This window comes from Curtobacterium sp. MCPF17_003 (genome assembly GCF_003224385.1).
GTDB classification, from domain to species: Bacteria; Actinomycetota; Actinomycetes; order Actinomycetales; family Microbacteriaceae; genus Curtobacterium; species Curtobacterium flaccumfaciens.
In genome coordinates this window covers 38,929-60,016 of record NZ_QKLC01000019.1, presented here as the reverse complement: position 1 = coordinate 60,016, position 21,088 = coordinate 38,929, and the positions used below count along the sequence as shown (strand labels likewise).

Below are 21,088 nucleotides of genomic sequence, written 5' to 3'. Positions count from 1 at the left end.
TCGTCGGCAGCGTCAGATGTGTATAAGAGACAGCCCCCGAACCCGTCCCCGCTCGTGGCCCTCCGGCCGCGGACCCTGCAAGGAGCACCGACCATGTCCTTCGGTAAGCCCGTCCGACCCCTGATCACCCTGGGCGCCCTCGGCGCCGTCACCGCCCTCGCACTCACCGGGTGCGCCGGTGGGTCCGCCGACGCAGGCGGCTCCGGCTCCGGCGACGACGCGAAGGTCTCCCGCGTCACCATCACGCTCACCAACGACGGGGAGGACGCCTGTGCGGTGTCCTCGACGAAGGTCCCGGCGGGCCCCGTCACCTTCACGGTGAAGAACGAGTCGTCGACCGCGATCACCGAGGTCGAGCTGCTGCAGGACCAGCGGATCCTCGGCGAGAAGGAGAACCTGGCGCCCGGCCTCGACGCCGTCCGCTTCACCGCGACGCTGACCGGCGGGGAGTACCAGGTGTACTGCCCCGGAGCCGAGACCGAGCTGACGGACTTCACCGTCACCGGCAAGGCCGCGTCGACCGCGAACAGCAGCGCCTCGACCCTGCTCCGCGACGGGGCGAAGGGCTACGCGACCTACGTCGACGGCCAGGTCACCGACATGGTCGCCGCGGTCCAGCAGCTGCAGAATGACATCGACGCCGGCGACCTCGACGCGGCGAAGACCGACTACGCGAACGCCCGCCCGTTCTACGAGCACGTCGAGAGCGACGTCGACGGCTTCGTCAAGAAGGGGTTCAAGGCCACCGACAACGCCGGCAACCTCGACTACCTGATCGACATGCGCGCCTCGAACCTCGACCCGGCCGTCGGCTGGAGCGGGTTCCACGCCGTCGAGAAGGACCTGTTCCAGGCCGGGAAGATCACCGCTTCGACCAAGCAGACCGCCGCGGACCTGACCGAGGACGTGCAGCTGCTCGCGAAGCTCGTGCCGACCCTGGACTACAAGCCGGAGGACCTGGCGAACGGTGCCGCCGGCCTGCTCGAAGAGGTGCAGTCGAACAAGATCACCGGCGAGGAAGAGGCGTACAGCCACATCGACCTCGTCGACCTCGCCGCCAACGTCGAGGGTGCCCGTCAGGCCTTCGCGTACCTCAAGCCGGGGCTGACCAAGCTCGACCCGACCCTGACGAAGCAGATCGCGAAGCAGTTCGACGCCACGAACACGCTGATGGACGGCTACCGCGACGCCGACGACCTGGGCGGCTTCGCGAGCTGGGACGCCGCCACCAAGCAGTCCGACGCGAACACGATCTCGCAGCAGATCCAGGCGCTCCAGGACCCGCTGTCCCGCCTGGCCGAGAAGGTCGCGACCGCGTGACCGAGCCGGACGAGGCACCCCGGGCGAACGTCTCCCGCCGCGGACTGTTCGGCGCCGGCCTGGCGGTGGCCGGTGCCGGGGTCGGCGCGGCAGCGGGCGTCGGCGGCGCCACCGCGGCGACCGGCGTGAACCCGTTCACGGCGGCGACGAACGGCGACGAGTCGATCGACCTGTCGCAGAGCCAGCCGTTCTACGCCACCGCGGCAGGGCAGCCACAGGGCGGGATCCGCACCACCCCGCAGCGCTACTGCGTCTACATGACGTTCGACCTGTCGACGACCGTCACGACCGAGTTGCAGGTGCTCCTCGCCCGGTGGTCGGCCGCGATCGCTCAGCTGCAGGCCGGCAAGACCGTCGGCAGCGTCGAACCGGCGCACGGCAACGGGGTCGGTGCCGACACGGGCGAGGCGCTCGACCTCGGGCCGGCGTCCCTGACCGTGACGGTGGGCCTGGGCCCCGGCGTCTTCGACGAGCGCTTCGGGCTGGCCGACCGGCGCCCGGCGTCGCTCGCCGACATCCCGACGCTGCCGAGCGACAACCTGCAGGAGGGGCTGAGCGGCGGCGACCTGTCCCTGCAGGCCTGCGCCGACGACCCCCAGGTGGCGTACCACGCGGTGCGCGACCTGGCACGGATGGCCCGCGGCACCGCGACCGTCCGCTGGACCGTGCTCGGCTTCGGCCGCGCGTCGGCGGGGCCGCACCAGAGCACGCCCCGCAACCTGATGGGGTTCAAGGACGGCACCCGGAACATCACGACCGACGCCGACCACGACCGGTTCGTCTGGCTCGACCGCGACGCCGGGTGGATGGCCGGGGGCAGCTACCAGGTGGTGCGGAAGATCCGGATGAACATCGAGACCTGGGACGCCGACGTCGTCAGCGACCAGCAGCGGGTGTTCGGGCGGACGAAGATCCAGGGCGCACCGCTCTCCGGCGGACAGGAGCACACCACCCCGGACTTCCACGCGAAGGACGACGACGGTGCGACGAAGATCGACGCGACGTCGCACATCGCCCTCGCCGCCCACGAGGCGAACGGCGGCGTGAAGATCCTGCGGCGGCCGTACAACTACACCGACGGGCTCAACGAGTACGGCCAGCTCGACGCCGGGCTGCTCTTCATCGCCTACGTGAACGACCCGGACCACTTCACGCGGCTGCAGCGGAAGCTCGGCGCCTCGGACCGGCTGAACGAGTACGTCTCGCACATCGGGTCCGCGGTGTTCGCCGTCCCGCCGGCACCCCGCAAGGGCTCGTACATCGGCGAGCAGCTGTTCCACTGAGACGGGGAGTGGGCGCCCTCCGCCGTTTCCCTGGAGGCGGAGGACGCCCGCGTCGCGGAGTCTCGCCGAACGGAACCACCGTCGACTTGCTGAAAGCGACCCGGCACGACGCGTCGCGGTGCGACACTCCCGAGAGTACCCCGCGGATCCGCGGATCCGCAGCGATCGACCGGGATGGGACAGCAACCGTGACCGCCGGGGTGCGCGACGTTCGCGCCGGGCGTGTCCCGGGCCTCCTGACCGACGCGAACGGGCCGCCTCACCAGGGTGAGACGGCCCGTTCGCATCGTGTGCCCGCAGGCTCGCGGTCAGTCCGTCAGGACCGTCGCGCCACGTCGTGCGCGGTTGCGGCGGAGGACCACGAGTGCCGTGATCCCGGCGAGCAGGAGCAGGCCCGCCGCGATCGCCGGAGCGGTCAGGTCCGCACCCGTGTAGGCGAGGTCGCCACCGGCGCGCGGGTCGTCGACGGTCCCGCCGACGCCACCGATGCCGGCGTCGTCACCGGCACCCGCGCCGGGGCCGGGGGTGACCCCGCCGCCCGTGCCCGGGGTCGGGTCGACCGGGTCCGTCGGGTCCGTCGGGTCGGTGGGGTCGGTCGGGTCGGTCGGGTCGACCGCTGCGGCCACCGGGATGGTCACGGCGAGGGTGATGGTCTGGCCCGGCAGGGTGACCACGAGCGGTGCGTCCGTCGTGGCGACGGGCTCGGCCACCGCGGCGAGCGAGACGGAGCCGGCGGTGCGGGCGGCGGCGCGTGCAGCCGGGGCCTCGATCTCGGGGACCGTGACGGTCAGGGTCGCGCGACCCTGCTCGTCGTTCTTGTCGGTGATCGTCGGGTCGATCGCGGCCGATGCCAGCTCCTTGCCGTCCGCGCTGACCGACACCGTGCCCGCCTTCGCGGGGTCCTCGCTGCTGAACACGAGCGACGACAGGTCGAGCTCGATCTCGTCACCGGGCTGGAACCCACCGGCCGGGGTCGGCGTGACCGTGACGCCGACGGCGCGCTGGTCCTTCGGGGGTTCGACCTTCGGGTGGGCGAGGAAGTAGTCCACCTGGGCCTGCAGGTCGACCTGGCCGGAGTCGGCGACGTTCGTGCCGGTCGCGAAGGCGGCGAAGTTGTCGCCACCGGTCGACAGGAACGAGTTGACGGTCACCTTGAGGGTGTCGGTCAGCGCGATCGCCCCGCCGTCGAGGGTCATGCCGGTGATGCGCTCGCCGCGGCCCTTCGACGGGTCGTAGGTGTACGCGAAGCCGTCCGAGACGCCGAGCTTCAGGAACGGACGCTCGAGTCCGTCCGGCTGCCACTGCTGCTCGAGGGCGTTCTTGATCTGCTGGCCGGTCATGTCCTTCGTCACCAGGGTGTTGGCGAACGGCTGGACGAGCGCGGCTTCCTTGTAGGTGACGGTGCCGTCCGGGTCGCCGGCGCCGCTGGACGCGTAGACCATGTCGGTGCGGAGGCCGCCCGGGTTCATGAAGGCGATCTTCGAGCCGTTGCGGGCGGTGGCGCTGCGCTGGACCTCGGCGATGTAGTTGCCGAGCACGGACTCGCCACCGCGGTTCTCGGCCTTGCGGTCGGACTGCACGGCGCGACGCAGGTCACCCGTGATCTCGCCGAGCTTCTCGCTGCCCTTGACGTCGGCGACGGCCTTCGCGGCGGTCACGATGCCGCTCACGGCGTTGACCGAGGTGGCGTCGGCGGGCACCCGGGTCTCGGCGTTGACCGACTTGACCTCGGACGTGATCCCGGTGAGCTGCTTGTCAGCGTCCACCGTGAGCCGCAGGTGCCCGAAGGCGACGCCGTAAGAGCCGGCCTGGATCACCGGACGCTTCGTGCCGCCGGGGCCGGCGATGGAGTGGTCGTACGTCGCGTGGGTGTGCGCCGAGACGATTGCCGAGACCTTCGACGAGACGCCGGAGGTGATCTTGCCGAACGAACCGGTGCCGGTGGCGTCGGCGAGCGCGCTCGTGGTGGCGCCCTCGTGCACGAGCAGGACGAGCACGTCGGCCTCGCCGTTGTCGTCCTCGCCGTCGGTGAGCTGCTCGGCGTACCGGTTGACCTGGCTGACGATCGGCGCCATCGCGAGGCCCTCGACCCCGCCGGGGCTGACGAGTCCGGGGATGAGGTCCTCGGTGGTCGCGCCGATGAAGCCGACCTTGACGCCGCCCTTCTCCACGATGGAGTACGGCGTGAACGCGGGGTCGGTGGTGCCGGCCTTGACGATGTTCGCCGAGACGTACGGCCAGTCGGCACGGTCCTCGATTCGGCCGGTCAGGTCGCTCTGACCCTTGTCGAGCTCGTGGTTGCCGATCGCGCTCACGTCGAGGTCCATGGCGTTCAGGGCGTCGATCGTGGGGGAGTCCTGCTGGATGAGCGAGGTGAAGGTCGAGGCGCCCACGTTGTCGCCGACGCTGGCGAAGATCGTGTTGGGGTTGGCCTCGCGGTACGACTGCACGACGCCGGCGAGCTTCGCGGCGCCGGCGGCCTTGTCGGCGGCGGTGCCCTCGGACTCGATGCGACCGTGGAAGTCGTTGACGTCGATGATGTCGATCGTCGTGTCACCCTCGGCGGCGACGGCTGCGGACGGGACGGACAGTGCGACCAGGACCCCGGCGGTGGCGAGGGCCGCGCCGGCGCCGAGGCGTCGTCGGGTCGTCGCACCGGCGGTTCCGGTGGTGTGGGAAGTGTTCATCGCCGTCGAACCTACGAAGGCGCACAGGCGACTCGCCAGACCCCATCGCAAGTCGTCACACGACGTTCACACGGCCGTCCCCCCTCGCACCGCCCGACCCGGTTCAGTCGCGGCCGAGGGCGCCCTTCACCCGCTCGGTGACCTCGGTCGCCATCGCCTTGGCGGAGTCCTTCACGACGTCGAACTCGACCGGGTCGCCCTTCAGCAGGCTCTTCGCCGTGTTGATCGCGTACTCCTTCGTGATGTGCGGGGGCAGCGGCGGGACGCTCCGGCTGACGTAGGCGTCGATGAGGGTCACCCCCTGGTGGGCGAACGCCCGCTCGACCGCCGCCTCGACCTCGGAGTCCTCGTGCACCGCGATGCCCTGGAACCCGAGCAGCGTCGCGTACCCGGCGTAGTCGATCGACTCGACGTCCTGCGAGCCGCGCCACATCGGGTTGCCGTCCTCGGTGCGCATCTCCCACGACACCTGGCCGAGGTCGTCGTTGTGCATGACCACGATGACGAGCTGCTGGTTCGGCCAGGCCGCCAGGTACTTCTTCACGGTGATCAGCTCGTTCATGCCGAGCATCTGGAAGGCACCGTCGCCGATCGTGCACACCGCCGGACGGTCCGGGAACGCGAACTTCGCCGTCACCGCGTACGGCATCGCCGCGAGCATCGTCGCGAGCCGGCCGGACATGTCGCCGCGCATCCCCTCGCGCAGCCGGATGTGGTGGCCGTACCAGTCGGCGGTGGTGCCGGCGTCCGCGGTGACCGTGACGCCGTCGGGCAGCCGGTCGTTCACGGCCTGGATCACCCGGCGCGGGTTCACCCCGTCGTCGTAGGCGACCTCGGACTGCGCACGCATCTCCGACTCCCACTCGCGCATCTCGTGGGCGACCGTCTGCTGGAAGGACCTGTCGGTCTTCTGCTCGAGCAGGGGGAGCACGGCGTCGAGCGTCGAGCCGACGTCGCCCCACAGGTTCAGCTCGGTCGGGTACCGCAGACCGAGCTGCTCCGGCTTGATGTCGACCTGGATGCCCCGGGCCTGCCCGGACTTCGGCATGTACTCGCCGTACGGGTAGTTGGTGCCGAGGAGCACGAGGGTGTCGCAGTCGCGGATCTGGTGCAGCGACGGCAGCGACCCGAGCAACCCGAGCTGCTGCGAGTGGTACGGCACGTCGGACGGGATCACGTCCTTGCCGCGGAGCGCCGTGATGATCCCCGCGCCCGCCTTCTCGGCCGCGGCGAGCACCTGGGCCGTCGCACCGCGCGCACCGGCGCCGACCAGGAACGTCACCTTCGACCCGGCGTTGATGATCTCCGCCATCTTCCGCACCTCGTCGGCGGGCGGCGTGATCCGGGTGGACGCGGGGACGTCGCTCGATCGCGAGGCCCAGTGCTCCAGCGGCGGTGCGTCGTACGTCATCGCCTGCACGTCGTGGGGCAGCACGACGACGGCCGGCTGCTTGCGGAGCGACGCCGTGCGGAAAGCGGTGTCGAGCACCACGCCGACGGCTTCGGGAGTGGCCACCGTCTGCACGTAGCAGGCGACGTCGGCGAAGACGCGCTCCAGGTTCGACTCCTGCTGCGTGAACGAGCCCATCGCGGCGAGCCCCTGCTGACCGACGATCGCCACCACCGGCTGGTTGTCCATCTGCGCGTCGTACAGGCCGTTCAGCAGGTGGAAGGCGCCGGGACTCGACGTCGCGACGCACACCCCGACCTCGCCGGTGAACTTCGCGTGCGCGGTCGCCATCAGCGCCGCGATCTCCTCGTGCGTGGGCCGGACGTACTCCAGGCCGTCACCCTTCGACGCCGCCTTGCCGAGCGCGCCGTCGAAGGCGCCGATCCCGTCGCCGGGGTAGCCGAACACGCGGGAGACCCCCCACGCCTTGATGCGGTCGATGACGAAGTCGCTCACGGTCGTGCTCATGGCACCAGCGTGCGCGGGCGCGCACGGGTCCGTTCACAGGCTCTGGTCGGGAGGCCCGGATCGCGTGACCGACGTCGGTCACGTGGTCCGGGCCTCCCGGCCAGTGCCCGTGGTCGCTACGGCTCCTGCGCGATCAGCGGACGGAGCGTGCGGTGCGCGATGCGCAGTCCCTCGAGCACCCTGTCGTCGGTGCCGCCCCAGAGCGGGTCCTCGTGCTCGACGCTCAGCGTGCCGTCGAAGCCCGCTTCGTAGAGGCGGTCGACGACGTGCGGCCAGTCCACCACACCGCGGCCGGGCACCCGGAACCGCCACCACCCCATGTCCCACGGGTCGTCGCCCTTGTCGACCTTGCCGAAGAACCCGTAGGCGTTGCGCCGCTCGGGGAACAGCTCGAGGTCCTTCGCCTGGGCGTGCACGATGTGCTCGGCGAACGGCAGGATCGTCTCGACCGGGTCGATCCCGATCCACGTCAGGTGCGACGGGTCCCAGTTCAGGCCGAAGCCCAGACCGGTCACCCAGCCCCAGAGCTCGGGGGAGTAGGCGATGTTGCCGGGGTACCCGTCGGGGTGCCAGCCCTCCATCACGCAGTTCTCGATGATCAGCCGCACGCCGCGCTCGCCGGCGTAGTCGACGAGCTCGGGCAGGACCCGGTCGCCCTCGCGCATGTTCTCGCGGACGGACTTGGTGGTGTCACGGCCGATGAACGTGCCGACGTAGGGGATGCCGAGCGCCTGCGCGGTGTCGATCGCGTGCTTGAGGTGGGTCCGCACCGCGGCACGGCGCTCCGGGTCCTGGTGCAGGTTGTTCTCGTAGTACGCGAGCGCGGAGATCTCGAGGCCGGTGCGGTCGAGCAGGTCGCGGGTGGCCAGGGCGTCCTCGTCGGTGAACGTGGCGACCGGCAGGTGCGCCGCCTCGAAGTCCCGGCCGCCGGTGCCCGGCCAGACGGCGACCTCGAGCCGCTCGTAGCCCTGCTGCTGGGCGAACCCGGCGATCCGGTCGAGCGACCAGCCGGGCAGGCAGGCGGTCAGCATGCCGAGCTTCACCGGATCTCCCGCCACGTCGTCTCGGCCGCGCTGCCGATCACGGCCTCGATGATGTCGGCAGAGCGGGCGCCGTCCGCGAAGGTCGGCAGCCCGTCGGGAGCCACCCCGGTGCGGACCGCGGTGTAGGTGTCGGCGACGAAGGCCGCGAAGGCGTCGAGGTACCCCTGCGGGTGCCCGGCCGGGACGACCGCCAACCGGCGCTGGTCGGGGTACCCCTGCGACGGGTCGCGGACGACGATCTGTGCGCCGCGCTCGTTGCCGAACCAGGCGGACTCGGGCTGCTCCTGGTCGAAGGCCGCGCTGCCGCGGGTGCCGTCGACCTCGAACCACAGGCGGTTCTTGCGGCCGGAGGCGACCTGCGAGATCACGACGTTGCCGATGCGGCCCGTGGCGGTGCGGAACGTCGCGACCGCGGTGTCCTCGGTGGTGACCTCGGCGCGCTCGGCCGCGTCGGCCACCGGGTCCGGGTCCGGGGATCCGGAGAACGACGGACCGGACGCCGCCGGCCGGGTCGGGTAGACGATGTCGGTCGCCGCGGACACCGAGGCGAAGCGTTCCCCCGTCACGAACTCGACCAGGTCGCACCAGTGCGAGCCGATGTCCGCGAACGCGCGGGACAGCCCGCTCGAGGTCGGGTCGACCCGCCAGCTCGAGGCGTCCTCGTCGAGCATCCAGTCCTGCAGGTAGTGGCCGTGCACCGCGAGCAGCCGGCCGAGCTCCCCGTCGGCGATGCGCGCCCGGATCTCGCGGACCATCGGGTGGTACCGGTACACGAACGGCACCGTGGCCACGACACCGGCCTCGGCAGCGGCGGCGACGAGTTCAGCGGCCCGGGCGGGGTCGATCGCCAGGGGCTTCTCGCACACCACGTTGATGCCGGCCGCGATCACCGCGAGCGCCTGCGGGTGGTGCTGGTCGTTCGGGGTGCAGACGTGCACGACATCGGGGGCGTCGGCGATCACCTCGTCGAGGGAGGCGTAGCCGCGGGGCAGGTCGAGCTGCGCCGCCACCTGCTCCGACCGGGCGGCGTTCCGGCCGAGGACACCGAGCACCTCGGCACCGGAGGCCCGGGCCGCCCGGGCGTGGACCCCGGCGATCATGCCCGTCCCGACCACGGCGACACGGAGGCGTCGCCCTTCGTACCCACTGCTCATGGTGCTCCCTCGCGCCGGACTGACACCACCGTAGCGGCCCGGCCGTCCCCGGGGGACGGTGAGTACGGTCTGGTGCATGTCGAGCCTCCAGACCAGCCTGCTCATCCTCGGCGCCAGCGGCGACCTGTCCAAGCGCCTGCTCCTGCCCGGCCTCGCCACCCTGCTCCAGGTGAAGGACGACTGGGACGTCCAGCTCGTCGGGGCCGGTGTCGAGGACCTGTCCGACGCCGACTGGAAGGCGCAGGTGCGCGAGTCCTTCGAGAACGCGCAGGCGTCGAAGAACGAGGAGGACGAGGGCGCCTCGGGCGAGACGTCGCTGCCGGACCGACTGCAGGCCGTGGTCGACGCCTCGACCTACCGGAAGGCCGACGTCACGGACCCGGACGACCTGCGGGCACTGCTCGCCGCGTGCGACCACGACCCGGCGATCTACTTCGCACTGCCGCCGGCGGTCACCGAGAAGAGCTGCGAGCAGCTCGCCCACCTCGACCTGCCCGCCGGCACCCGCCTGGCGCTCGAGAAGCCGTTCGGCACCGACGCCGACAGCGCCTCGCACCTCAACGACCTGCTGCACTCGTTCATCCCCGAGGAGCGCATCCACCGCGTCGACCACTTCCTCGGCCGCTCCACCGTGCTCAACCTGCTCGGGCTGCGCTTCGCCAACCGCATCATCGAACCGCTGCTGTCGTCGCAGCACGTCGAGCGCGTCGACATCGTCTACGACGAGACCCTCGGGCTCGAGGGCCGGGCGCGCTACTACGACAAGGCCGGGGCGCTCACCGACATGATCCAGAGCCACCTGCTGCAGGTGATGGCCGTCGTCGCGATGGAGGCCCCCGCCTCGATCAAGGCCGACGACCTCCGCACCCAGAAGGAGCTCGTGCTGCGGGCCGTCCGGCCGTGGGGCGGCGACGTCGTCACCGCGGGCAAGCGCGCCCGGTACACCGCCGGCACCGTCGGGGACCGCCAGCTGCCGTCGTACGTCGACGAGGACGGCGTGGACCCGTCGCTCGGAACCGAGACCCTCGCCCAGCTCACCCTGGAGATCGCGAACTGGCGCTGGGCCGGCGTCCCGTTCACCCTGCGGTCCGGCAAGGCGCTCGCCGCGCAGCGCCGCGAGATCGTCATCACGTTCAAGGACTCCCCGCACGTGCCCGAGGGGCTCACCGGCACCGAGCTGCCCGACCGGCTGCGCATCTGGATCGCCCCGGACGAGATGCAGCTCGAGCTCAACGTCAACGGTGCCGGCGACCCGTACACGATCGACCACACGAGCCTCGAGGTGACCTTCAACCCCGGGCGCCTGAGTGCCTACGGCGAGGTGCTGGCCGGCGTGCTCGAGGGCGACGCCACGCTGTCGGTCCGCGGCGACAGCGCCGTGCAGGGCTGGAAGGTCGTCGGGCCGTTCCTCGACGCGTGGAAGGCCGGCGGGGCACCCCTCGACGAGTACGCCGCCGGGTCCGTCGGCCCCGACGGCTGGGACAACATCGAGGCCTGAGCCCGAGCGGCGGCGTAGCGTCGGGCGACGTGAACACCACCGACGACGTCCTGCAGACCGTTCCCGAACCCGCCGGCGCCGACATCCGTGTCGACGACGTCTCCTACGACCACGAGGGCACCGAACTGCTCGGTGTGCTCGCGAAGGACGCCGCGATCGCGGGCCGTCGTCCGGCCGTCCTCGTCGTGCACGACTGGCACGGCGTGAACGAGCACGTCGAGGCCCGGGTGACGATGCTCGCCCGACTCGGCTACGTCGCCTTCGGCGCGGACGTCTACGGTGCGGGCATCCGCCCAGGTGACGACACCGCGGCGCAGGTCGCCGGCGGTTTCTACCGGGACCTGCCGCTGCTGCGGGCCCGCGCCACCGCCGGGCTCGAGCGACTGCTCGCCGACCCGGACGTCGACCCCGCCCGCGTCGTCGTGATGGGGTACTGCTTCGGCGGCTCGACCGCACTCGAACTCGCACGGACCGGGGCCGACCTGGTCGGTGCCGTGGCGTTCCACGGCGGCCTCATCGCACACGACCCCTCGGACGCCGCGGACATCCGGGCGAAGCTGCTCGTCCTCACCGGGGGCGCCGACCCCGTCGTGCCGGACGATGCCGTGCACGCGTGGCAGGACGAGATGCGGGCTGCGCCGGACGTCGACTGGCAGGTCGTGACGTACTCCGGCGCGATGCACGCGTTCGCGGTGCCCGGCACCGACGCCCCGGACCACGGCGCGCAGTACCAGGAGCGTGCCGGCCGCCGATCGTGGCAGGCGCTCCGGGTGTTCCTGGCCGAGGTGTTCGACGAGGAGCCCGCGGCGCTGTGACGGTGCGGCCGTCGGAGACCGCTCGCGACACGCCGAGCACGGGGGCCGGAGCGCCTCGATTGGCGCCCGGGCCGCACCTGTTGTAGAGTCTTCCACGGCCGCAAGGCCACGCGCTCGTAGCTCAATGGATAGAGCATCTGACTACGGATCAGAAGGTTGGGGGTTCGAGTCCCTTCGAGCGCACAGGCAAGCAGAACGACGAAGGGCCCCGGTGGATTCCACCGGGGCCCTTCGTCGTTGCACGGCTGCGGGTCCGGGCCCGTGCGTCGCGTCACGTCCGTGCGACTCCGTTCCTGCTCACGAAGTGGCGGGGGAGTACGGTTCCGCGGCCGCGACGACCTCCGACGCACCGGCGATGCCGAAGGACGTGAAGAGCGGTGCCACAGCGCCCTGCGCTACGCCGAGCTGGGCGCGTCCGGTGAAGCGCTCGGTCCCGCACGACCGACGGGAGGCCCGTGGCGGTGTCGCCACGGGCCTCCCGTCCGATCTGTCGGTGCGTCGACTACGCGACGGTCGCGCGCGCCTCGGCCAGCGACGGGTAGTCGGTGTAGCCCTCGGCGGTCGCGCCGTAGAAGAGCTCCGGACGGGGCTCGTTGAGCTCGGCGTCGTGCTCCCAGCGGTGCGCGAGGTCCGGGTTGGCGATCGCGGCGCGGCCCACCGCGACGGCGTCGGCGTGGTCGCCCTCGACGATCGCGATGGCCTCGTCGCGGGTGGTGAGCGACGAGAAGCCCGAGTTCACGATGAACGGCGCGGCCGCGGTGCGGCGGACGTGCTGCACCAGGTCGCCGGTCGGCTCGGCGTGCAGGACGTCGACGAAGGCGAGCCCCAGCGGCGCGAGGCCCTCGGCGACGGCGGTGTAGGTGGCGCGGACGTCGTCGGCGTCGTCCTCGATGACGCCCTGGATCCCGTGCTCGGGCGACAGGCGGATGCCGGTGCGGTCGGCGCCGATGGCCTCGGCGATGGCGGTGGTGACCTCGATCGCGAAGCGCGCGCGGTTCTCGGGGGAGCCGCCGTACTGGTCGGTGCGGGTGTTCGACACCGGCGACATGAACTCGTGCACCAGGTAACCGTTGGCGCCGTGGACCTCGACACCGTCGAGCCCGGCGGCGATCGCGTTGCGGGCGGCCTGCACGAAGCCCTGCACCGCCTCCTGCACCTCGGCGGTGGTCAGTTCGTGCGGGACGGGCATGTCGGCCTTCGAGCCGTCGGCCAGGTGCGTCTGCCCGGGGGCGGCGATGGCGGACGGGGCGACGATGCGCGGGGTCTGCGAGATGTCGGTGTGCGAGACGCGGCCGCCGTGCATGAGCTGCATGACGATCGTGCCGCCGGCGGCGTGCACGGCGTCGGTCACGCGGCGCCAACCGGCGATCTGGTCGTCGGTCTCGATGCCGGGCTGCCCCGGGTAGGAGCGGCCCTCCTGCACGGGCCAGGTGCCCTCGGTGATGATCATGCCGAGGCCGGCGCGCTGTCGGTAGTGCTCGACGAGCAGGTCGTTCGGGACGCCGTGCTCGCCGGCGCGGGTGCGCGTGAGCGGGGCCATGACGACGCGGTTCGACAGGGACAGGGCGCCGATGGAGGCGGGTTCGAAGAGCTTCACCTCAGGGCGAACGACGAGTTGTCCGATGCAATTCCACCTCGGAGCACTTCTTCAGGCAGTGCGGTCAGTCGCGCGGGCACACCAGCGTCGACGAGCGGACCTGGCCCTCGGGCCGGATCACCTGGTGCTGGGAGAGGGGCTTGCCGCACAGGGGGCACCCCCGGTCGATCGTCCGGTCGTCGATGCCCTCGGGGCGACCGGCGCCGATCTGCGAGGGGCCCATCTTGTCGATGAGCGTCGTGTTCCACCGTTCGTACCACTGGCCGAAGCGTCCCACGGTGCATCCTTTCGTTCGTGCACGAACCATTATGGCACCGATGGCCACGGATCACACCTGGTCGACGCGCTCCAGCAGCTCGGTCAGCTCGTCCTTCAGGGACTCGAGCCGGGCGAGTGGCCACCCGAGCCGGTCGGCGACGGCGAGCGGCACCGCCTGGGCTCGGTCGCGCAGGGCGTGCCCAGCAGTCGTCAGGGAGACCTCGAGCTGGCGTTCGTCGGCGGCGCTGCGGGTGCGGCGGACGTAGCCGGAGGCCTCGAGCCGCTTGAGCAGCGGGCTCAGCGTCGCCGAGTCGAGTCGCAGCTCGCCGGCGATCTCGCGCACCGACCGCGGGTCCCGCTCCCACAGGGCGAGCATCACGAGGTACTGCGGGTGCGTCAGCCCCATCGGTTCGAGCAGGTCGCGGTACAGCCCGATGACGCTGCGGCTCGTCGCCGCGAGTGCGAAGCAGAGCTGCCGGTCGAGCGCGAGCGGGTCCGGTGCGGTCTGGGTCATGCGCCCCAGGGTACTTCGTTCGTGCACGAAGTGGCGTGCGCCGAGTGGGTGCGACGCTTCGATGCGTGTGCATCTTCCGACATTCCACCCGTCGATCAACGCGTGGAACGTCGGAACATGCGTATGCGGGAGGGGCACCGCCCCGGGGCGGTGGGCGCAACGGCCTGGAGGCCCGGTGCCGGTCTCGTGGACCGGCACCGGGCCTCCAGGGTGGTGGCGCTGGTGCGTCGACTACGCGCGGTGCGCGGGCGGGTGCCCCGAGTCGTGCGTGGTCGCGTCCGGCTCCACGGGGAGCGCGTGGGTGCCGGTGTGCGTGTCCTCGTGGCCGGCGACCGGGTGGGTGCGCTCGAGCTTCGCGCCCTCCACGTCGACGTCGGGCACCATGCGGTCGAGCCACTTCGGGAACCACCAGGCGCTCTTGCCGAGCAGGTGCATCGCCGACGGGATGAGCAGCATGCGGACGACGAAGGCGTCGATCAGCACACCGAACGCCAGCCCGAAGCCGATCGGCTTGATGGTGGACGAGTCCGAGAAGATGAAGCCCGCGAACACGGAGATCATGATGATCGCCGCCGCCGTGACCACCGCGCGACCCGCGTGCAGACCGCGCTGGACGGCCACCTTCGCGCTCGCACCGTGGGCGTAGGCCTCACGCATGCCGGACACCAGGAACAGCTGGTAGTCCATCGCCAGACCGAACAGGATCCCGATCTCGATGATGGGCAGGAAGCTCAGGATCGGTGCCGGGTCGTGCACACCGAAGACCGAGCCGAGCCAGCCGAACTGGTAGATCGCGGTCAGACCACCGAACGAGGCCAGGACGGACAGGATGAACCCGGCGGTGGCGGTGATCGGCACGAGGAACGACCGGAACACGATGATCAGGATGATCAGCGACAGCCCGACGACCACCACGAGGTAGAGCGGCAGCACGTTCGAGAGCTTCTCGGACACGTCGATGTTCGCCGACGCGTTGCCGGCGACGCCGAGGGTGACCTTGCCGTCGTCGGTGGAGACCGTCTGCTCGCGCAGGTCCTTCACGACGTCCTCGGTGGAGATGCTGTCCGGGCCGCCGGCGGGCTTCACCTGGAACGCGATGATGTCGCGGTCCTTCGAGGCGCCGATGGGCAGGACGGCCTTGACGTCGTCGTTCTTCGCGATCGCCTGGCCGATGGTGACCTCGGTCGCGGTGACGTCGCTCTTGCTGATCGACTCCGGCAGGGTCGCCACGACGAGCAGCGGGCCGTTCTGACCGGCGCCGAACTCCTTCTCGAGCGTCTTGTACGCCTTGTACTGGCTCGACTCGACGGCCTCGGACGAACCGCTCGGCAGGCCGAGGCGCATCTGCGTCGCGGGCAGGGCGATGGTGCCCAGCACCGCGACACCGAGGACGAGCGTGATGACCGCGCGCCAGCTCGACATCGGCTTGTTCGGGATCCGCGTGGAGTCGGTGTTGCCGATCTTCGCGCGCTCCTTCTTCCGCAGGATCCGCATGCCGATGAGCGACAGCAGGGCCGGGGTGAACGAGGTCGCGATGAGGATCGCGAAGAGCACCGCGACAGCACCGACCGTGCCCATCAGGCCGAGGAACGGGATGCCGGTGATGTTCAGCGCGAGCAGCGCGACGATGACCGTCGCACCGGCGAACACCACGGCGTTGCCCGAGGTGCCGTTCGCGAGCCCGATCGACTCGTGCACCTGCATGCCCTGCTTCAGCTGGGTGCGGTGCCGGTTCAGGATGAACAGCGAGTAGTCGATGCCGACCGCCAGGCCCAGCATCACCCCCAGCACCGGCGTGACCGAGATGAACTCGACGACGCTCGAGAACGACAGGGCGGTGAGCGAGGCGACGCCGACGCCGAGGACGGCGCTGACGAGCGGGACCGCGGCGCCGATGACCGTGCGGAGCATCAGGAGCAGCACGATCGCGGCGATGATGACACCGCCGATCTCACCCGGGCCGAGGATCGACGGCACACCCTGTGCGATGTCGTTCGAGACGTACACGTTGACGCCCTGGATGTCGGCCGACTCGGCGTCGTCCGCGATGGCGGTCTTCGTGTCCGCGGGGACCTCGTAGGTCGACTTCGTGAACTGCACGGTGCCGATCGCTGCGCTGCCGTTGTCCGACACGAAGCGGATGTCCTTCGACAGGTCGAGCAGGTCCGAGCCCTGTTCGAGCTCCTGCTCGTTGTCGTCGAGCTTCTGCTTGTTCGTGTCGATCGTCTTCTGGGCGTCGGCGAGCTGCTGCTCACCGGCGTCGATCTGGGCCTGCTGGGCGTCGATCTGCGCCTGCGCCTGCTGGAGCTGGGCGGCCGCAGCCTGGGCCTGGGCAGCGGGGACCGCTGCGCCGCCGGCTGCCTGTGCCTGGGCCTTCTGCGCGTCGAGCTTTGCCTGGGCGTCCGCGATCTGCTGCTTGCCGGACTCGAGCTGCGCCTTCTGCGCGTCGAGCTGCTGCTGGCCGGTCTCGATCTCCGCGCGACCGGACTCGATCTGGTCACGCCCGTCGACGATCTTCTGCCGCTGGTCGTCGAGCTGCTGCTGGGTGTCGAAGCCGCTCGTCGTGCCCTTGACGCCGTCGAGCTCCTCGAGGCCGGTCAGGAAGTCGTCGATCTCGGACTGCTGCGACGACGAGAACGCCTTGCCGTCCTTCGTCTCGAAGACGATCGTGCCGTTGCCGCCGTTCGCCGACGGGAACTTGTCGGCGAGCTGGTCCTGCACCTGACTGGTCTTGGTGTTCGGGATCGTGATCGACGACGAGATCGTGCCGGCGAAGAGCGTGTACGTGACGCCCGCGACGGCCATGATCGCGACCCAGGTGATGATCACGAGCCAGTGGCGTCGTGCGGAGAACCGTCCGAGACGGTAGAGGAGACCGGCCATGCGGTTGCCTGCGGTCCTTTCGTTGTCAGGTGCTGGTGGTGCGGGGTGCGCCGGTGGACCCCTGGGGGATGAGGAGGTGGGGCGGTGTCAGTCGTCGGCCATGTAGCCGCTGCGGACACTGTGCACGAGTCGTGCGAGCAGGTCGTCCCACGCGTCGAGCGCCGGTTGGTCGAGCTCGGGGCCGGACGTCGCCAGCCAGTGCTCCGCGATGACGACGATGCCGCTCATGAGCGACTCGACGAGCAGCGCGGCGTCGAGGGGGTCGGCGGCCGGGTAGCGCCGGGCGACCTCGTGCCGGAGCCGTTCGGTCACACGCGAGAACGCCGTCTGGGTCAGGACCGCGGCCTTCGGGTCGTCCTTGCCGGGGTCGCCGAGGATCCGGTACATGCTGGCGATCGCCGGAGCCAGGTCGGCGCCGCGGGCGGCGGACTCGAGCTCGTCGAACATCGACGCCCGGCTGCCGTCGCCCACCGGGGTCCGGGCCATGTCGGCGAGGAACCGGTCGATGATGACGGACAGCTCCTGTTCGCACACGGCCAGCAGGACCTCGTCGAGCGAGGCGAAGTGGTTGAAGACGGTGCGCCGGGCGATGTCGGCCCGGGCGGCGAGGTCGTCCACGCTGAAGTCGCGGCCGCCGCGCTCGTCGATCAGGTCGCGAGCGGCCTGCAGGATCGCCGCGCGGTGCTTCGCCTTGAGGGCAGCACGGCGGTCGGTCGCGACGGTCACGAGATCGAACACTAGGTGCATCGATGCACTCGGTGCAACGAGGTTGAGTGCATCCCCAGGTTCGTCCCCCGGTGCAGAACGCCCGTGCTGCACCGTTGTTCTGTCGGAGGTGTCGGGTGCCAGACTGGACGGACGAACCGCCGCGCCACCGCCCGCGGATCCGCCGCCGTACGAAGGAGTACCCGATGCCCGTCCGCCTGTCCCCGGAGACCCTCGACGAGATCGCCGCGAGCGGTGTCGTCGTGCCCACCTACGACCGCGACGGCATCACCGCCGGCATCGTCCACTTCGGCGTCGGCGGGTTCCACCGCGCGCACCAGGCGATGGTGATCGACCGGCTCCTGCAGCGTGGCGAAGCCCGCGAGTACGGCATCTGCGGCGTCGGCGTGCTCGAGCAGGACCGTCGGATGGCGACCGCGATGGCCGAGCAGGGCGGCCTGTACACGCTCGTCCTCAAGCACCCGGACGGCACCCGCGAGTCCCGTGTCATCGGCAGCATCGTCGAGTACCTGCTCGCCGTCGACGACCCGGACGCCGTCGTCGAGAAGATGGCGCACCCGGACACCAGGATCGTCAGCCTGACCATCACCGAGGGTGGCTACAACTTCGACCACGTCACCGGCGAGTTCGTCGCCGACGAGCCCGGCGTCGCGGCCGACCTGCGCGGCGACGGCCCGCCCCGCTCGGTGTTCGGCCTGGTGGTCGAGGCGCTGCGTCGCCGACGGGACCGCGGCCTCGACCCGTTCACCGTGATGTCCTGCGACAACATCCAGGGCAACGGGCACGTCGCGCGGTCGATGTTCACCGCCTACGCCCGGCTGCAGGACCCGGCCTTCGCGGACTGGATGGACGAGCACGTGGCGTTCCCGAACTCGATGGTCGACCGCATCACCCCGGTCACCGCCGACGAGGACCGCGCCTGGGTCCGCGACGAGCTCGGCATCGACGACGCCTGGCCCGTCGTCGCCGAACCGTTCTTCCAGTGGGTGCTCGAGGACGACCACCCCGCCGGCCGCCCGCCCTACGAGGACGCCGACGTCCAGCTCGTCGATGACGTCGAGCCGTACGAACTCATGAAGCTCCGGCTGCTCAACGCCAGCCACCAGGGGCTCTGCTACTTCGGGTACCTGTCCGGGTACCGCTACGCGCACGAGGCCACGCAGGACCCGGCCATCGCGACCTTCCTGCGCCGCTACATGGACGAAGAGAGCACGCCGACGCTGCACCCGGTCCCCGGCATCGACCTCGAGGACTACAAGTCGACCCTGATCGAGCGCTTCCAGAACCCCGAGGTGCGCGATACCCTCGCCCGGCTCTGCGCCGAGTCGAGCGACCGGATCCCGAAGTGGCTGCTCCCCGTCGTGCGCGAGAACCTGGCCACCGGTCGGCCCGTCACGCTGTCCGCCGGCATCGTCGCGTCGTGGGCCCGCTACGACGAGGGCACGGACGAGGCCGGTGAGCCCATCGAGATCGTCGACCGGCTCGCCGAACCCCTGCACCGCATCGCCCTGACCCAGCGCGAGGACCGTCTCGCCTTCATCGCGAACCGCCAGGTCTTCGGCGACCTGGTCGACGACGAACGGTTCGTCGCCGCGTACCGCGACGCCCTGGATGGGCTCATCGCGGACGGCGCGCACGCCACCGTTACGCGCCTGTCGCGGTCCTGAGACGCGACCGACATACGGACGGGAGGCCCGTGGCGGCGCCGCCACGGGCCTCCCGTCCGCCTGCTGCCCGCGTGACGGGCGTGGGACGGCGGTTCGTGTCCGCGCGCTGACGGTTCCGGTTCGCGAACCCCGAGGATCGTGAACCAGAACCGTCAGCCGCTCACTGCGCGACGTCGTCCCACGGCACCGGGGTGGTCTCGCCCGTCTCCCAGTCGCGGCGCAGCACGCCGTAGCCGACCGACCCGACGGCCGGGCCGCCGTCGACGGGCCACGCCTCGCGGTAGTGGGCCTCCTGCACCCACCCGGCGCGGACGAAGACCCGTCGCATGGCGGTGTTGTCCTCGCGGGTCTGCCCCTCGAAGCGGGTGATCGCAGGCATCGTCCGGAACACGTGGTCGGTCACCGCACGCAGGGCGGGGACCCCGAGGCCCCGACCCCGGAACCGACCGGCCAGGCGCAGGTCGAACAGGGGGACGGGGTCGGCCAGGTCCTCGAGGCGGACCAGACCGATGCGGCCGTGGTCGTCGTGGTCGAGCCAGGAGGTGTCGTGCTCGTCGTCGCGGTAGGCACCGGAGTCGACGGCGCTCGCCGCGTCGGCCGCGCTGATGTGGCGTCGGACGTGGAACGGGAACTCCTCGGAGGTCAGGAACGCGAGCAACTCCTGGCGGTCGGCGCCGGCGGGGTCCAGGCGGGTGAGTCGGACGGCGGGAGCTGGCATGCCGCTCAGGGTAGTTGCACGGTCATCGGGCAGGCTCGGGGCGTGCGAGGTGGGACGAAGACGACGACCGCGGCCCTGACGGCCCTGGTGCTGGGCGGGCTGGTGGGGTGCTCCGGCGGCCCGGGTGGGGCGACGACCGGGCCGACGTCGTCGGCGTCGGCTTCTGCAACGGCTTCTGGTTCTGGGTCGGCTTCCGAGTCCGTGGCGCCGTCGACCGACCCGGCCACCGCCCGGGTCTTCGCGGCGCTGGAGCAGCGGTACGACGCACGGCTCGGGGTCGTCGCCGTCGACACCGGGAACGGTCGGACGATCGCGCACCGCGCGGGGGAGCGGTTCGCGTTCGCGTCGACGATCAAGGTGTTCATCGCGGCGGCGGTCCTCGACGCCTCGTCCGACGCCGACCTGGCGGCCGTCGTGCACTACGACCGCGGCGACCTGCTCGAGTACGCGCCCGTGACGAGCGAGCACGTCGACACCGGGATGACGGTGCGCGAGCTCATCGACGCTGCGCTCCGCTCCAGCGACAACACCGCGGCGAACCTGCTGGTGGAGCGGCTCGGCGGGCCGGACGCCGTCGAGCGGTGGCTCCGCGGCGTCGGGGACCGGACGACGCATGTCGACCGGGTCGAACCCGACCTGAACGAGGCGACCCCGGGCGACCGGCGGGACACGACGACGCCGGAACGGTTCGCGGCGGACCTCCGGACCGTGCTGCTCGGGGACGCCCTCGACGCCGCCGACCGGCGGGTGCTCCGCGAGGCGATGCTCGGCAACATGACCGGCGACGCGACGATCCGTGCCGGGGTGGACCCGTCGTGGCGGGTCGCCGACAAGACCGGCACGGCGTCCTACGGGGTGCGGAACGACATCGCGATCGTGACGCCGCCGGGGCGGGCACCCATCGTGCTCGTGGTGATGACGAGCCGGGCCGATCCCGACGCGGAGCCGTCGGACGCGCTCGTCGCCGCGGCGACCCGTGCCGCGGTCGCCGGTTTGACCGACTGAGT

At 71.2% G+C, this 21,088-nt stretch carries 16 protein-coding genes and 1 tRNA gene; 7 read left to right on the top strand and 10 right to left on the bottom strand.

The window, feature by feature from the left end:
• Together efeO and efeB are read left to right on the top strand one after the other, a co-directional pair.
• Positions 1–1,320, top strand: a 1,320-nt coding sequence (gene efeO, locus DEJ30_RS15640) for an iron uptake system protein EfeO (protein ID WP_258369999.1), incomplete at its 5' end; no start/stop codon positions are given.
• The gene (gene efeB, locus DEJ30_RS15635; RefSeq protein WP_110862617.1) at positions 1,317–2,603 is read left to right on the top strand and encodes an iron uptake transporter deferrochelatase/peroxidase subunit; all 1,287 of its coding nucleotides are present in this window, start codon (positions 1,317–1,319) and stop codon (positions 2,601–2,603) included. The genes efeO and efeB, both read left to right, overlap by 4 nt.
• A 308-nt stretch (positions 2,604–2,911) precedes the next feature.
• Here the strand turns inward: efeB and DEJ30_RS15630 are convergent, their stop codons facing one another.
• From DEJ30_RS15630 to DEJ30_RS15615, 4 genes are all read right to left on the bottom strand, one after another.
• Positions 2,912–5,290 (bottom strand): bifunctional UDP-sugar hydrolase/5'-nucleotidase, encoded by a 2,379-nt coding sequence (locus DEJ30_RS15630; RefSeq protein WP_110862616.1) that lies wholly within the window; start codon positions 5,288–5,290, stop codon positions 2,912–2,914.
• A gap of 103 nt (positions 5,291–5,393) precedes the next feature.
• Positions 5,394–7,208: a thiamine pyrophosphate-requiring protein gene (locus DEJ30_RS15625; RefSeq protein WP_110862615.1), complete on the bottom strand. Its 1,815-nt coding sequence runs from the start codon at positions 7,206–7,208 to the stop codon at positions 5,394–5,396.
• A 116-nt stretch (positions 7,209–7,324) separates the two neighbouring features.
• A complete protein-coding gene (locus tag DEJ30_RS15620; protein ID WP_110862614.1) occupies positions 7,325–8,251 on the bottom strand; it encodes a sugar phosphate isomerase/epimerase in 927 nt (308 codons plus the stop codon).
• On the bottom strand, positions 8,248–9,405 hold the full coding sequence (locus tag DEJ30_RS15615; RefSeq protein ID WP_181420173.1) for a Gfo/Idh/MocA family protein: 1,158 nt from the start codon (positions 9,403–9,405) through the stop codon (positions 8,248–8,250). Before DEJ30_RS15615 ends, DEJ30_RS15620 begins: the two co-directional genes overlap by 4 nt.
• Positions 9,406–9,481: 76 nt before the next feature.
• On the opposite strand from DEJ30_RS15615, the gene DEJ30_RS15610 reads away from it, so the two are divergent.
• The 3 genes from DEJ30_RS15610 to DEJ30_RS15600 all read left to right on the top strand — a co-directional run bounded on the left by DEJ30_RS15610 (position 9,482) and on the right by DEJ30_RS15600 (position 11,901).
• Positions 9,482–10,903, top strand: a complete 1,422-nt coding sequence (locus DEJ30_RS15610; RefSeq protein ID WP_110862612.1) for a glucose-6-phosphate dehydrogenase — start codon at positions 9,482–9,484, stop codon at positions 10,901–10,903.
• A 29-nt stretch (positions 10,904–10,932) separates the two neighbouring features.
• Positions 10,933–11,718 carry a dienelactone hydrolase family protein gene (locus DEJ30_RS15605; protein WP_110862611.1) on the top strand — a complete coding sequence of 262 codons (786 nt, stop codon included), beginning with the start codon at positions 10,933–10,935 and terminating at the stop codon, positions 11,716–11,718.
• 110 nt (positions 11,719–11,828) lie between these two features.
• Positions 11,829–11,901, top strand: a tRNA-Arg gene (locus DEJ30_RS15600).
• A gap of 319 nt (positions 11,902–12,220) precedes the next feature.
• Here DEJ30_RS15600 and DEJ30_RS15595 read toward each other — a convergent pair.
• The 5 genes from DEJ30_RS15595 to DEJ30_RS15575 form a co-directional block, all read right to left on the bottom strand.
• Positions 12,221–13,315, bottom strand: coding sequence for an alkene reductase (locus DEJ30_RS15595; protein ID WP_110862610.1), 1,095 nt, complete (start codon positions 13,313–13,315; stop codon positions 12,221–12,223).
• A gap of 64 nt (positions 13,316–13,379) precedes the next feature.
• On the bottom strand, positions 13,380–13,592 hold the full coding sequence (locus tag DEJ30_RS15590; RefSeq protein WP_017888356.1) for a hypothetical protein: 213 nt from the start codon (positions 13,590–13,592) through the stop codon (positions 13,380–13,382).
• Between the two features lie 51 nt (positions 13,593–13,643).
• On the bottom strand, positions 13,644–14,087 hold the full coding sequence (locus DEJ30_RS15585; RefSeq protein ID WP_017888357.1) for a MarR family winged helix-turn-helix transcriptional regulator: 444 nt from the start codon (positions 14,085–14,087) through the stop codon (positions 13,644–13,646).
• A 231-nt stretch (positions 14,088–14,318) separates the two neighbouring features.
• Positions 14,319–16,970: an MMPL family transporter gene (locus DEJ30_RS15580; protein WP_110862609.1), complete on the bottom strand. Its 2,652-nt coding sequence runs from the start codon at positions 16,968–16,970 to the stop codon at positions 14,319–14,321.
• A gap of 87 nt (positions 16,971–17,057) precedes the next feature.
• Complete coding sequence (locus DEJ30_RS15575; protein WP_181420172.1) at positions 17,058–17,696, bottom strand: TetR/AcrR family transcriptional regulator; 639 nt, start codon at positions 17,694–17,696, stop codon at positions 17,058–17,060.
• Positions 17,697–17,881: 185 nt separating this feature from the next.
• Between DEJ30_RS15575 and DEJ30_RS15570 the strand changes: the two genes are divergently transcribed.
• Positions 17,882–19,363 (top strand): mannitol dehydrogenase family protein, encoded by a 1,482-nt coding sequence (locus tag DEJ30_RS15570; RefSeq protein ID WP_110862607.1) that lies wholly within the window; start codon positions 17,882–17,884, stop codon positions 19,361–19,363.
• Positions 19,364–19,523: 160 nt separating this feature from the next.
• Here the strand turns inward: DEJ30_RS15570 and DEJ30_RS15565 are convergent, their stop codons facing one another.
• Positions 19,524–20,081 (bottom strand): GNAT family N-acetyltransferase, encoded by a 558-nt coding sequence (locus tag DEJ30_RS15565; RefSeq protein ID WP_110862606.1) that lies wholly within the window; start codon positions 20,079–20,081, stop codon positions 19,524–19,526.
• Between the two features lie 102 nt (positions 20,082–20,183).
• Between DEJ30_RS15565 and bla the strand changes: the two genes are divergently transcribed.
• Complete coding sequence (gene bla, locus DEJ30_RS15560; protein WP_375231883.1) at positions 20,184–21,086, top strand: class A beta-lactamase; 903 nt, start codon at positions 20,184–20,186, stop codon at positions 21,084–21,086.
• The last annotated feature ends 2 nt before the right edge of the window (positions 21,087–21,088 follow it).

Coding starts and splice junctions, on each gene's coding strand:
- DEJ30_RS15570 (WP_110862607.1), top strand. CDS start 17,882: ATGCCCGTCCGCCTGTCCCCGGAGACCCTCGACGAGATCGCCGCGAGC.
- DEJ30_RS15625 (WP_110862615.1), bottom strand. CDS start 7,208: ATGAGCACGACCGTGAGCGACTTCGTCATCGACCGCATCAAGGCGTGG.
- DEJ30_RS15585 (WP_017888357.1), bottom strand. CDS start 14,087: ATGACCCAGACCGCACCGGACCCGCTCGCGCTCGACCGGCAGCTCTGC.
- DEJ30_RS15580 (WP_110862609.1), bottom strand. CDS start 16,970: ATGGCCGGTCTCCTCTACCGTCTCGGACGGTTCTCCGCACGACGCCAC.
- DEJ30_RS15565 (WP_110862606.1), bottom strand. CDS start 20,081: ATGCCAGCTCCCGCCGTCCGACTCACCCGCCTGGACCCCGCCGGCGCC.
- DEJ30_RS15615 (WP_181420173.1), bottom strand. CDS start 9,405: ATGAGCAGTGGGTACGAAGGGCGACGCCTCCGTGTCGCCGTGGTCGGG.
- DEJ30_RS15610 (WP_110862612.1), top strand. CDS start 9,482: ATGTCGAGCCTCCAGACCAGCCTGCTCATCCTCGGCGCCAGCGGCGAC.
- DEJ30_RS15630 (WP_110862616.1), bottom strand. CDS start 5,290: ATGAACACTTCCCACACCACCGGAACCGCCGGTGCGACGACCCGACGA.